Raw genomic sequence first — 11669 nt, 5'->3', positions numbered from 1 at the left:
CATTTATGCCCGACAAATACTCACGCATTTATTTTAGAACCTGTATTCACTATTTCCATAGACATCTTTTATGCCCTAAAAACGTGGCTACTGCGTTAAAAATGCTCGCAAGGTGTCCAACCTTGCTGCGCTTTTTGCCTTGTATCCGCGCTTTTATTTCATAAAATCTGCCTATGGAAATAGTGAATACAGGTTCTTAATACGCTATAAATTTAAAAACGTCGGGCATAAATGCCCGACCTACTTAGGTTTGGGCAAAGGTTTCAGGCTGCCTATATCGCTGTCAACACCAAAGGCAGCCTGAAACCAGTACCCCAGTTTCAGGCTGCCTTTTATTCACCGCGCAACATCAAACATCCAACACCAGACGCGCGGGGTCTTCCAGCAATTCTTTAATCGTAACCAGCGTGAGCACGGCTTCGCGGCCGTCAATGATGCGGTGGTCGTAGGACAGCGCGAGATACATCATCGGGCGCACCACAATTTCGCCGTTTTCCACCACCGCGCGCTCTTTGGTGGCGTGCATGCCCAAAATGGCGGATTGTGGCGGGTTGATAATCGGCGTGGACATCATGGAACCGAATGTGCCGCCGTTGGTGATGCTGAATGTGCCGCCTGTTAAGTCTTCAATCGCGATTTTGCCATCTTTGGCTTTGGTGGCGTAATCGGCGATGGCACGTTCAATGTCGGCAATGCTCATTTGGTCGGCATCGCGCAAAATGGGCACAACCAAGCCGCGCGGGCTGCCGATGGCGATGCCGATGTCAAAATAGCCATGATAAACAATGTCTTTGCCATCCACCGATGCGTTCACAATCGGGTATTTTTTCAGTGCGGCAACGGCGGCTTTCACAAAGAACGACATAAAGCCCAGCTTCACGCCGTAGTTTTTTTCAAATTTGTCTTTGTATTTGGCGCGCAAATCCATCACGGGCTTCATGTTCACTTCGTTAAACGTGGTCAAAATGGCGTTTTGCGCTTGCGATTCCAGCAAACGTTCCGCCACCCGCGCGCGCAAACGGCTCATCGGCACGCGCTGCTCGGAGCGGTCGCCCAAGGGCAGGGCAACGGCAGCCTGAACGGCGGGCGCAGCTTTGGGCGCGGCAGGCGCGTTGAGCACGTCTTCTTTTAACACGCGACCATCGCGCCCCGAGCCTTGAATTTGGCTCACGTCCACGCCTTTTTCGGCGGCGAGCTTGGCAGCGGCAGGCATGGCAACACCTGCTTGGCTGTTGGATGCGGCTTGTGCCGATGCGGGAGCAGCAGGGGCAGCCTGAACGGCATCAGCAGCAGGCGCGGCTTGCGTGGCAGCGGCTTCGGTGTCAATTTTGGCGAGCAGTTGCTGCGTGGTAACGGTTTCGCCATCTTGCACGATGATTTCCACCAGCACGCCCGCTTGCGGCGCAGGCACTTCCAGCACCACTTTGTCGGTTTCAATGTCTACTAGCGTTTCATCGCGAGCAACGCTTTCGCCCACTTTTTTATACCATTTGAGCAAAGTGCCTTCGGTGATGCTTTCGGCGAATACGGGTACGTTTACTTCAATAATCATGATTTGTCTCCAAGATAGAAACCTTTGCAAAACCCCTAACAGCAGCCTGAAACACAAGAAATGCCGTCATTTCCGCGTAGGCGGGAATCTTGTTTGATATTCAAAAATCATCTTATAAAACAATCTATTGCATAAACTCAACCAAGATTCCCGCCTGCGCGGGAATGACGGAGAATTTACTATTTCTTATGGCGTTTTAGGTTTTGCAAAGGTTTCAGATAGGGTTTCAGACTGCCTTGATATGGTTTTCAGGCTGCTAATAGGTTTCAGGCTGCCTATGTGTGTTTATAAAGATGGATGCTAGCGCAGAATGGCTGATTATCGGCAGCCTGAAAACGTCTGTTCCAATGCTGGTTTGGCTTCGCGCAAAGTCGCTCAACTCGTTTTCAGGCTGCCTAAACAGCCCATCAATCCAATTTCAACGCATCTTCCACCAACTGCTTCAATTGCGCCACATGCAAGCTGCTATAGCCCACCGCTGGCGAAGAGCTAGCAGGGCGCGCGACAACCTGCCAAGGTTTGCCCGCGCAACCCGCATCCGCCAACACATTTTCCAAGCGATGACGAATTTGATACCACGCGCCTTGGTTTTTCGGCTCTTCTTGCGCCCACATCAGCTGCGCGTTGGGGTATTTTGCCAACTCGGCGGCTAATTCCGCATACGGCATCGGATAAAGCTGTTCCAGCCGCACGATGGCGATTTCGTTGTCCAAACCGCGTTCGGCGCGCCCTGCCAGCAGGTCGTAATACACTTGCCCCGCGCACACAATCACGCGCTTCACGTTTTTATTATCACGCGATAAGCCATCGCCAATCACAGGGCGGAACGCTGTGCCTTCCACAAACTGCGCCAGCGGGCTGGTGGAATCTTTAAAGCGCAGCAAGCGTTTGGACATAAAAATCACCAACGGCTTGCGGTAAGAACGCAGCGTTTGGCGGCGCAAGATATGGAACATTTGCGCGGCTTCGCTGGGCATAATCACTTGCATATTTTCTTCGGAACACAGTTGCAGCCAACGCTCCAATCGCCCCGATGAATGCTCGGGGCCTTGCCCATCGTAGCCATGCGGCAGGATAACGGTTAAACCGCACATCCGCCCCCATTTGGTTTCGCCAGACGAGATAAACTGGTCAATCGCCACTTGCGCGCCGTTGGCAAAATCGCCGAACTGCGCTTCCCAAATGGTGAGCTGCTCGGGCGCAGAGCAAGCGTGTCCGTATTCATACGCCAACACCGCTTCTTCGTTGAGAATGCTGTCAATCACGGTAAACGATGCTTGGTTTTCCGCCATGTGTTCCAGCGGGGTGTAAATGCCCAAGTCGTGTTTTTGCCGTTGCGTGTCGTGCAACACGGCGTGGCGATGCGAGAACGTGCCGCGCCCTGAATCTTCGCCCGAAATGCGCACGGGCGTGCCGTTGGTAACCATGCTGGCGTAGGCAATGGTTTCTGCCATGCCCCAGTCCAGCGGCTGCTCGCCTTTTGCCATCGCTTTGCGCTGCTCAATCACGCGCTTGGCGGTGTTGTGCAAGCCAAAGTTGTCGGGCACGGCGGTGAATTTTTCTGCCAAACGCGCGATGTCGGAGGCGGGCAAGCCTGTTTCCACTTTTTCGCGCCAGTCTTTGCCTTGGTATTTGTTCCAATCCACGCGGTATTTGTTTTCGTAGTCAGTTAGGCGAGTGAGTTCAACGTGTTCGCCTTTGTCTAACGCTTCGCGGTAGGCGGTAACAAAGCCCTCGGCTTGCTCGGCGGTTATCACGCCCTCGCTGACCAGTTTTTCGGCGTATAGGGCGCGTGTGCCTTTGTGTTGGGCGATGGCGCGATACATCAGCGGTTGGGTGAGCGTGGGGTCGTCGCCCTCGTTGTGCCCCAGCTTGCGGAAGCAGACCACATCCACCACCACGTCTTTGTGGAATGTGCGGCGGTAGTCTAAGGCAGCCTGAATCACATAGCACACGGCTTCGGGGTCGTCGCCGTTTACATGGAAAATGGGGGCTTCCACCATTTTGGCGATGTCGGTGCAATACACGGCGGAGCGGGTGTCGCGGGTATCGGATGTGGTGAAACCGATTTGGTTGTTAATCACCATGTGGACTGTGCCGCCTGTGCCGTAGCCACGGGTGCGCGATAGGTTAAAGGTAGCTTGGTTTACGCCCAAGCCAATCAACGCGCTGTCGCCGTGAATCAACACGGGCAACACTTGCGCGGTGCCTTTTTCGCCACGGCGGCGTTGTTTGGCGCGTGCCGAGCCTTCCACCACGGGGTTCACAATTTCTAAATGCGATGGGTTAAACGCCAGCGAAACGTGCACCGCGCCGTGTGGTGTGGCGATGTTGGAGCTGAAACCGTTGTGGTATTTCACGTCGCCGCTGGGGAATTTGATGTCTTGCTTGCCTTCAAATTCGGCAAACAAATCGGCAGGTTTTTTGCCCAGCGCGTTCACCAGCACATTGAGCCGCCCGCGATGCGCCATGCCGATGATGATTTCTTCTACGCCGTCTTTGCTGGCGTTTTGGATGAGATAGTTTAAGCCTGCAATCGCGCTTTCGCCGCCCTCTACCGAGAAGCGTTTTTGCCCAACGTATTTGGTGTGCAAATAGCGTTCTAGCGTTTCGGCGGCGGTGATTTGTTTGAGTATGTAGCGTTTTTCGTCTGCGCTGAAATGGGGGGTGGATAAATCGTGTTCAAAGCGGTCGCGTATCCATAGGCGTTCTTCGCGGCTGCCGATGTGCATATATTCCACGCCGATGTGTTGGCAATAGGTGCGGTTGAGCTTGCTGATGATTTCAGAGAGCGGCAGTTTATCTGAACCGCCCACGGCAAAATCGCCATCGCCTAGCCCAAAGGGTACGGTCATGTCGGCGGCGGTGAGCCCGTGTTCTTCGGGCTGCAAGCCTTGCACGGGGCGGGGGTGGCGCAGTTTGAGCGGGTCTAAATCGGCGGCATCTGCGCCTTGGATGCGGTAGTTGGTAATCAGGTGTTGCACGGCGATTTGTTTTTTGAGCATGGCTTCATCCAAGCCTGCGCTGCTGCGGCTTGCGCGGCGTGGGTGCTTGGCAAGCTGGGCAAAGGATGCTTGGATGGGGCGGTGGGCAACGTCTTTTGCGCCGCTGCCTGTGGCGGCTAGGCTGGCAAAATAGCGTTGCCATGTTTCTTCAACGGATTGGGGGTTATCCAGATAGGATTCGTAGAGTTCTTCGATGTAGGGCGCGTTTGAACCGAATAGGTAGGAGAAATTGCGGGCTTCTTTCATTGCACGTTGTCCTTTGTGGGCAAGGGTTGGGGTTTAGAACCTGTATCCACGCTTTTATGTCATCAAATCTACCTACGCAAATAATGAATACAGCTTCTCAGGCTGCCTTTGCCTGATGTAGTGTATTGTAATGCTTTTTTGTGAAGTTATGTAAGGGGCAGGTAGCCTGAAATGGGGATTGGGGCGGAAATGGGCGGGATGGGCTTGTGTTGATGCGGGTTGCGCGGGGTGGGGCGGTGTGAGATTTTGTAAACACAATGGGGTGGGGCGGGTGGGGCTGGGGTTGTTTTCAGGCTGCCTATTGGGTTGGCCGATGGGTGTTTATCAATAGGCAGCCTGAAATAGCGTTACTCGTTTTCAGGCTGCTTATTGTTTGGTGCGATGGCTGTTTACTAATCGGCAGCCTGAAACGGTATGATGGGCTTTCAGGCTGCCTTTACATCGGCACAGCAATAGGCAGCCTGAAAACGCTTTCGTAAACTTGCGTAAACAAATCCGCAATAATCCAGTAAAATACCGCTGTTTTTGTTTATCAACCAGCTTTCAGGCTGCCTATTCATCCATATAAAAGGAATCGCCATGTATAACTACCAATCCGAAGCCACCCAATTTTTAAACGAATTTATCGCGCAACACGCGGAAGAAGCCGAGCAACGCTTGAAAAACCGCCAGCTGCTGTGGGATGTGGAACTCAATGCCGATGAGCAACAAGCCTTTGCCGAATCGCGCATCGCCAAAAAGCCCTACACCTACCAAGCCGATTAACAGGCAGCCTGAAAGTCAATGACCGTCCACGCCCCCCAGTTCACTCCTGATTTACTCGCCTATCTGAGCCAAATCAGCGAACCCGAGCATCCCATACTCGCCCAAATCCGCGCCCACACCGAAGCGCACCGCCTTGGCAAAATGGCGATTGCCCCCGAGCAAGCCGCCTTGCTCGCATGGCTGGCGCGGCTGATGGGCGTGCAAAATTACCTAGAAATCGGCACGTTCACAGGATACAGCAGCACCGCCATCGCGCTCGCCCTGCCCAACAGCGCACAACTCACTTGCTGCGACATCAACGTAACCCACACCGCCATCGCGCAACAATATTGGCAACGCGCAGGCATCGCCCACAAAATCACGCTGCACCTGCAACCCGCCATCATCACGCTGGACGAACTCATCGCCCAAGGCAAAGCAGGCAGCTACGACATGATATTCATCGATGCCGACAAGCCGCCCACCCCGCATTACTACGAACGCAGCCTGAAACTCATCCGCAGCGGCGGCATCATCGCCATCGACAACCTATTGCTGGGCGGGCGCATCATCCAGCCCACCAACGAACGCAGCCCCGCCAGCCAAGCCATTTTGCAAACATTCAACGCCAGCCTACCGCGCGACAATCGCATCATCCCGCTCACATTGCCGCTGGGCGATGGTTTGACCTTGCTGCTGAAAAAATAATAGGCAGCCTGAAAACCAAAATGGAGCGGCGACGGCTCGTCGCCAAATGGTTTATTCAATGGAGCTGTATTGGTTGGCAATATCGGCGAACCTTTGATGCCATCGCTTGCGGGCTGCGCAAAGGTTTCAGGCTGCCTACTGCGCCACATCGTTACACCAATCTTTTGGTTTTTCAGGCTGCCTATTCAACCCCCACCCCAAAACTGGCACACCACTTGCAACACTCCCCCATTTCTCCCACTCAAAACGAAAGCCCACCATGACCACCGAACCCCAAACCCAACACGAAACCGACAAAAACCACGCCGCCCAAGACGAAGCCCTAACTGCCTACCAAAACGGCGACTACGCCACTGCGCTCGCCGCATGGCAACCGCTTGCCGATGCAGGCGATGCCCAAGCCCAGTTCAACCTAGCCATCATGTACCACAATGGGCAAGGCACCGAACCCGATGCCGCCAAAGCCCTAGCCTATTGCACCCTAGCCGCCGACAACGACATCCCCCCCGCGCAACACTATCTCGGCTACTTGCTGATGGACGAAGAAATCGGCACACCCAACCCCGAAAAAGCCGCCCACTACTGGCAACGCGCCGCCGAATACGGCATAGACGATGCCCAATACCAACTCGGCTCGCTTTATGTGCAAGGCAACGGCGTGCCACAAGACACCGACACCGCCGCCGATTGGTACGAAGCCGCCGCCCTGCAAGGACACGCCCCCGCCCAATACAACCTTGGCGTGCTCTACGCCAACGCCAAGCAATACACCCACGCGCGGCATTGGTGGAACAAAGCCCAAGCCCAAGACAACCAAGATGCCAAAGACGCACTCGCCAAGCTAGACGAAATGGGCTTGTAAACCCACGCGCAAAGCTATAAGGCAGCCTGAAAAATAAGGTGGTGTCCTAAAAAGTATGCTGGCTTGATTATGGTTGATAGCAAGCAGTATGGGTTAAAAATCCTGTCATCTGTTCCTTCCCCCGCTGGCGGGGGAAGGCTAGGATGGGGGTGGTAGGTGGATTAAACAGCCACCCCCACCCTAACCCTCCCCCGCCAGCGGGAAAGGGGACAGCGGTGCAGCATACTTTTTAGGACACCACCCGCCACGTTCCCCTGCCCACAAGGAACCCCCATGCCCCACCAACTCTACCCCAAACCCACCGCCCGCCAACGCATCAAACTCGCTCTGCATTACCTGACCCCCCAACACGCGCTCACCCGCCTAGCAGGCTGGATTGCCAACCAACAATGGGGCGCAGCCACCCACTTCATCATCAAACAATTCGCCCGCGCCTACCAAATCAACTGGCAAGAAGCCGCCCAGCCCAACCCCAGCGACTACCCCACCTTCAACCAATTCTTCACCCGCGCTCTAAAAGACGGCGCACGCCCCATCGTATCAGGCGACAAACAAATCGCCCTGCCCGCCGACGGGCGCGTCAGTCAAAGCGGCGCAATCCACGGCAACCAACTGCTGCAAGCTAAAGGACACAGCTTCACGCTAGCCGACCTGCTCGCAGGCGACCACGAACTCGCCGCCCAATTCGCCAACGGCACATTCATCACCACCTACCTTTCCCCCCGCGACTACCACCGCGTGCATATGCCCTGCGCCGCCACCTTGCGCCAAATGGTTTATGTGCCGGGGGAACTCTATTCCGTGAACCCCTTTCTCGCCCAACACATCCCCAACCTATTCGCCCGCAACGAGCGCGTAATTTGCGTGTTTGATACCGCCTTTGGCAAAATGGTGCAAATTCTCGTTGGCGCCACCATCACCGCCAGCATCCGCACAACATGGGCAGGCATCATCAACCCGCCACGCAGCGAAACCGTGCGCGTATGGGATTACCCCACCGACGGTGAGCAAGCCATCCGCTTCAACAAAGGCGACGAAATGGGCGCGTTCTTGCTCGGCTCAACCGTTATCAACCTTTTCCCCCACAACACCATCACGCTGGATGCGCGCCTGCAAGAAAATGCCGAAACTCGCGTAGGCGAACTTCTGGGCACGGTGAATTAAACGTTTTCAGGCTGCCTATTGCATGACACCAAAGGCAGCCTGAAAAATAGAGTTGATGAAACACAACAATAAAAGTAAAATCCACATCCAATAAAACGTGTGAGCAGGCTTGAATTTAATTCAGCGTTTATCCAGCCAATTTGGCTACTAGCCCAAGAGCAGTTATAAAGCGATGCCTGTACAAACGCCCCTGAGAGTTTCAGGGGCGTATTTTTTTAGCATGGTTTTTTGATGCGTTTATTAGTCAGCGTATTGTGAAGCAAAACAAAAAATGAAATAGATTTACGACGAATGGGATGATTAACTGGTTTGTAATCATCGCTACGGATGTATGCACTATTGATAAACAGATGAATATCGCATTGTTTTTCTTTTGATTTTTTCAACGAAAAATAAATTTCATAATCAACTGTTTTACCCTCTTCGTTTTGTACTTCTATGGTTAAAAATTTATCGTCTGCCGAAGTGAAAAAGCATTTTCTATTAGCAAGCTCTTTGATTATTTGCGGTAATTGCAAAGAATAGCGATGCCGTTCAAAACAAAAAATTCGCGTTTCAGTTGCAAGAGAATAATGCAATTCGGACTCATAGCTGGCAAGAGTTTCGCCTTTGCGCTGGTTGGGCGACTTAGTAAAACAATGCCCGCTAAACTCTACAATACAACGATAAATTTTCTCATCAGAAGATGCGCTTGCTGGTTGAATATACTCACAATAAAAAGAGGCAAGATGTGATAAATCAAATACCTGCCCTTTGTAATTAAAATTGAGAAATTTCATTTTGAGGCAGCCTGAAACTAAATCTTACACGCCCCGCCCGCGCAATCATCATCTTGCAAATCCGACTGTCTATCATCCGCGCCATCGCGCGTGTTGTGGTAATACAGCGTTTTCACGCCGTATTTGTATGCCGAGAGCAAATCTTTGAGCATTTGGTTCATCGGCACGCGCCCGCCCTCAAAGCGTTTGGGGTCGTAGCTGGTGTTGGCAGAAATGGCTTGATCCACAAATTTTTGCATCACGCCCACCAGTTTCAAATAACCATCGTTGCCGCCCATTTGCCACAACGTTTCGTATTGATTTTTCAGGCGTTCAAACTCGGGCACAACCTGTTTCAAAATGCCATCTTTGGATTGCTTAATGGTTACCAAGCCGCGTGGTGGCTCAATGCCGTTGGTGGCGTTGGCGATTTGGCTGCTGGTTTCGCTGGGCATTAACGCGCTTAACGTGCTGTTGCGCAAGCCATATTTAACAATATCGGCGCGCAGGGCTTCCCAGTCGTAATGCAAAGGCTCGGTGCAGAATTTGTCCAAATCGGCTTTGTAGGTGTCAATCGGCAAAATGCCTTTGGCGTAATTGGTTTCGCCAAACAGCGGGCACGCGCCATATTCTTTGGCTAGGTTTACCGATGCTTTGAGCAAATAATATTGCATCGCTTCAAAGGTGCGATGGGTTAAGCCGATTGCGCTGTCATCGCTGTATTTCGCGCCGTTTTTCGCCAAATAATAAGCGTAGTTAATCACGCCAATGCCCAGCGTGCGGCGGTTCATGGTGGCTTTGTGCGCGGCGGGCACGGGGTAATCTTGATAATCCAGCAGCGCATCCAAGGCGCGAACGGCTAGGTCGGCCAAGTTTTCAAATTCGTCCAAATTTTCCAATGCGCCCAAATTAAACGCAGACAGCGTACACAGCGCGATTTCGCCATTTTCATCGTTGATGTTGTTCAGCGGTTTGGTCGGCAGCGTGATTTCCAAGCACAGATTAGACTGGCGCACAGGCGCAACTTTCGGGTCAAACGGGCTGTGTGTGTTGCAATGGTCCACGTTCTGCACATAAATGCGCCCCGTGCCTGCGCGTTCCTGCATTAAGATGGAGAACAAATCCGCCGCGCTGATGGTTTCTTTGCGGATATTTGGGTCGTTTTCGTATTGAACGTAAAGGCGTTCAAATTCGTCTTGGTCGGCGAAAAAGGCTTCGTATAAGCCAGGGGTTTCATGTGGCGAGAACAGCGTGATGTCGCCGCCTTTAATCAAGCGCGTGTACATCAATTTGTTGATTTGCACGCCGTAATCCAACTGGCGGATGCGGTTTTCTTCCACACCGCGATTGTTTTTCAACACCAGCAGGCTTTGCACTTCAATGTGCCACAGCGGGTAGAACAGCGTTGCCGCGCCGCCGCGCACGCCGCCTTGTGAACACGACTTCACGGCAGCCTGAAACATTTTGAAAAACGGAATGCAGCCCGTGTGTTGCGCTTCGCCACCGCGAATTTCGCTGCCCAAGCCGCGAATGCGCCCCGCGTTGATTCCGATGCCCGCGCGTTGGGAAACGTATTTGACAATGGATGATGTGGTCGCGTTGATGCTGTCCAAGCTGTCATCGCATTCAATCAACACGCAGCTGGAAAATTGGCGCGTGGGCGTGCGCACGCCGCTCATAATCGGCGTGGGCAGCGAAATTTTGAATTGCGAAACGGCATCATAAAAGCGTTTCACATAATCCAAGCGCGTGTTTTTGGGATATTTGGCAAATAGGCACATTGCCACCAACATATACAAAAACTGTGGGCTTTCAAAGATTTGCCGCGTTACGCGGTTTTGCACCAAATATTTGCCTTCCAGCTGCTTAACCGCCGCGTAGGAGAAGGTTAAATCGCGCTCGTGGTCAATATAGGCGTTGATTTCATCGTATTCGGCTTCGGTGTAGTCTTGCAGCAGATGGGCATCGTATTTGCCCAATGCCACCATTTTTTGCACATGGGCAAACAAATGCGGCGGGGTGTATTCGCCGTAGGCAATTTTGCGCAGGTGAAAAATCGCCAGCCGCGCAGCAAGATATTGATAATCGGGCGTGTCTTCCGAGATTAAATCGGCAGCGGATTTGATGATGGTTTCGTGGATGTCATCGGTGCGAATGCCGTTGTAGAACTGGATGTGCGATTTCAGCTCCACTTGCGACACGGACACATTGTCCAATTCTTCGGCTGCCCATGTTACAACTCGGTGGATTTTGTCCAAATCAATGGCTTCAAGCCGACCATCGCGTTTGGTTACTTTCATGTTGTCGGTCATGTGTGCTTCTCCCTACAAAAATGCGAAATGCCGAGTTTAAATTCGGCATTTTGGTGTGTTTATTGAGTGGGCAAATTTTACAAATTTTCAGGCTGTCTGAACATATTGACAAAATTCTTTACATCATAAACGATTGTTTTGCATTCAAATAATAACGTTTTGCTTCATTTGCGCCAGCAAGGGCGGTTATCCAAAAATGGCGTGTTTTGAATGGGTTACTTACGCTTTCAGGCTGCCCAAAAATTGGCTGTTACAAAAAAGATAGGGGCTGTCCTAGATAACTAGGATAAATTACTTCTTACCAATTGTTTTAAAATG

The 11669-nt window shown here is 52.5% G+C and carries 11 protein-coding genes; 7 read left to right on the top strand and 4 right to left on the bottom strand.

Annotated elements, in window-relative coordinates; translation table 11 throughout:
* Positions 1 to 231 precede the first annotated feature (231 nt).
* The gene (locus tag Q4A85_RS05945; RefSeq protein ID WP_303108512.1) at positions 232 to 396 is read left to right on the top strand and encodes a hypothetical protein; all 165 of its coding nucleotides are present in this window, start codon (positions 232 to 234) and stop codon (positions 394 to 396) included.
* On the opposite strand, the gene odhB is transcribed toward Q4A85_RS05945, so the two are convergent.
* The gene (gene odhB / locus Q4A85_RS05940; RefSeq protein WP_303108510.1) at positions 350 to 1552 is read right to left on the bottom strand and encodes a 2-oxoglutarate dehydrogenase complex dihydrolipoyllysine-residue succinyltransferase; all 1203 of its coding nucleotides are present in this window, start codon (positions 1550 to 1552) and stop codon (positions 350 to 352) included. The two genes, Q4A85_RS05945 and odhB, sit on opposite strands and share 47 nt — an antisense overlap.
* 407 nt (positions 1553 to 1959) lie before the next feature.
* The gene (locus Q4A85_RS05935; RefSeq protein WP_303108508.1) at positions 1960 to 4803 is read right to left on the bottom strand and encodes a 2-oxoglutarate dehydrogenase E1 component; all 2844 of its coding nucleotides are present in this window, start codon (positions 4801 to 4803) and stop codon (positions 1960 to 1962) included.
* 257 nt (positions 4804 to 5060) lie between these two features.
* Between Q4A85_RS05935 and Q4A85_RS05930 the strand changes: the two genes are divergently transcribed.
* The 6 genes from Q4A85_RS05930 (at position 5061) to asd (ending at position 8281) form a co-directional block, all read left to right on the top strand.
* Positions 5061 to 5282 carry a hypothetical protein gene (locus Q4A85_RS05930; RefSeq protein ID WP_303108506.1) on the top strand — a complete coding sequence of 74 codons (222 nt, stop codon included), beginning with the start codon at positions 5061 to 5063 and terminating at the stop codon, positions 5280 to 5282.
* Positions 5283 to 5382: 100 nt separating this feature from the next.
* Positions 5383 to 5568, top strand: coding sequence for a DUF3460 family protein (locus Q4A85_RS05925; RefSeq protein WP_303108505.1), 186 nt, complete (start codon positions 5383 to 5385; stop codon positions 5566 to 5568).
* An 18-nt stretch (positions 5569 to 5586) separates the two neighbouring features.
* Positions 5587 to 6255 (top strand): class I SAM-dependent methyltransferase, encoded by a 669-nt coding sequence (locus tag Q4A85_RS05920; protein WP_303108503.1) that lies wholly within the window; start codon positions 5587 to 5589, stop codon positions 6253 to 6255.
* A gap of 20 nt (positions 6256 to 6275) precedes the next feature.
* Positions 6276 to 6518: a hypothetical protein gene (locus tag Q4A85_RS05915; protein ID WP_303108501.1), complete on the top strand. Its 243-nt coding sequence runs from the start codon at positions 6276 to 6278 to the stop codon at positions 6516 to 6518.
* Positions 6515 to 7117: a tetratricopeptide repeat protein gene (locus tag Q4A85_RS05910; protein WP_303108499.1), complete on the top strand. Its 603-nt coding sequence runs from the start codon at positions 6515 to 6517 to the stop codon at positions 7115 to 7117. The genes Q4A85_RS05915 and Q4A85_RS05910 overlap by 4 nt, the downstream gene beginning before the upstream one ends.
* A 273-nt stretch (positions 7118 to 7390) precedes the next feature.
* Entirely contained in the window at positions 7391 to 8281 is an 891-nt protein-coding gene (asd, locus tag Q4A85_RS05905) for an archaetidylserine decarboxylase (protein ID WP_303108497.1), read from the top strand.
* Between the two features lie 215 nt (positions 8282 to 8496).
* Here asd and Q4A85_RS05900 read toward each other — a convergent pair whose 3' ends face one another.
* Both Q4A85_RS05900 and nrdA read right to left on the bottom strand, forming a co-directional pair.
* Entirely contained in the window at positions 8497 to 9060 is a 564-nt protein-coding gene (locus Q4A85_RS05900; RefSeq protein WP_303108496.1) for a hypothetical protein, read from the bottom strand.
* A 17-nt stretch (positions 9061 to 9077) separates the two neighbouring features.
* Complete coding sequence (gene nrdA, locus Q4A85_RS05895; protein ID WP_303108494.1) at positions 9078 to 11351, bottom strand: class 1a ribonucleoside-diphosphate reductase subunit alpha; 2274 nt, start codon at positions 11349 to 11351, stop codon at positions 9078 to 9080.
* Positions 11352 to 11669 lie beyond the last annotated feature (318 nt).

This window comes from Kingella sp. (in: b-proteobacteria), from assembly GCF_030527935.1.
Classification (GTDB): Bacteria; Pseudomonadota; Gammaproteobacteria; order Burkholderiales; family Neisseriaceae; genus Kingella_B.
This window is presented reverse-complemented; position numbering and strand designations above follow the sequence as displayed.

Coding starts and splice junctions, on each gene's coding strand:
- Q4A85_RS05945 (WP_303108512.1), top strand. CDS start 232: ATGCCCGACCTACTTAGGTTTGGGCAAAGGTTTCAGGCTGCCTATATC.
- odhB (WP_303108510.1), bottom strand. CDS start 1,552: ATGATTATTGAAGTAAACGTACCCGTATTCGCCGAAAGCATCACCGAA.
- Q4A85_RS05935 (WP_303108508.1), bottom strand. CDS start 4,803: ATGAAAGAAGCCCGCAATTTCTCCTACCTATTCGGTTCAAACGCGCCC.
- Q4A85_RS05930 (WP_303108506.1), top strand. CDS start 5,061: ATGGGGTGGGGCGGGTGGGGCTGGGGTTGTTTTCAGGCTGCCTATTGG.
- Q4A85_RS05925 (WP_303108505.1), top strand. CDS start 5,383: ATGTATAACTACCAATCCGAAGCCACCCAATTTTTAAACGAATTTATC.
- Q4A85_RS05920 (WP_303108503.1), top strand. CDS start 5,587: ATGACCGTCCACGCCCCCCAGTTCACTCCTGATTTACTCGCCTATCTG.
- Q4A85_RS05915 (WP_303108501.1), top strand. CDS start 6,276: ATGGAGCGGCGACGGCTCGTCGCCAAATGGTTTATTCAATGGAGCTGT.
- Q4A85_RS05910 (WP_303108499.1), top strand. CDS start 6,515: ATGACCACCGAACCCCAAACCCAACACGAAACCGACAAAAACCACGCC.
- asd (WP_303108497.1), top strand. CDS start 7,391: ATGCCCCACCAACTCTACCCCAAACCCACCGCCCGCCAACGCATCAAA.
- Q4A85_RS05900 (WP_303108496.1), bottom strand. CDS start 9,060: ATGAAATTTCTCAATTTTAATTACAAAGGGCAGGTATTTGATTTATCA.
- nrdA (WP_303108494.1), bottom strand. CDS start 11,351: ATGACCGACAACATGAAAGTAACCAAACGCGATGGTCGGCTTGAAGCC.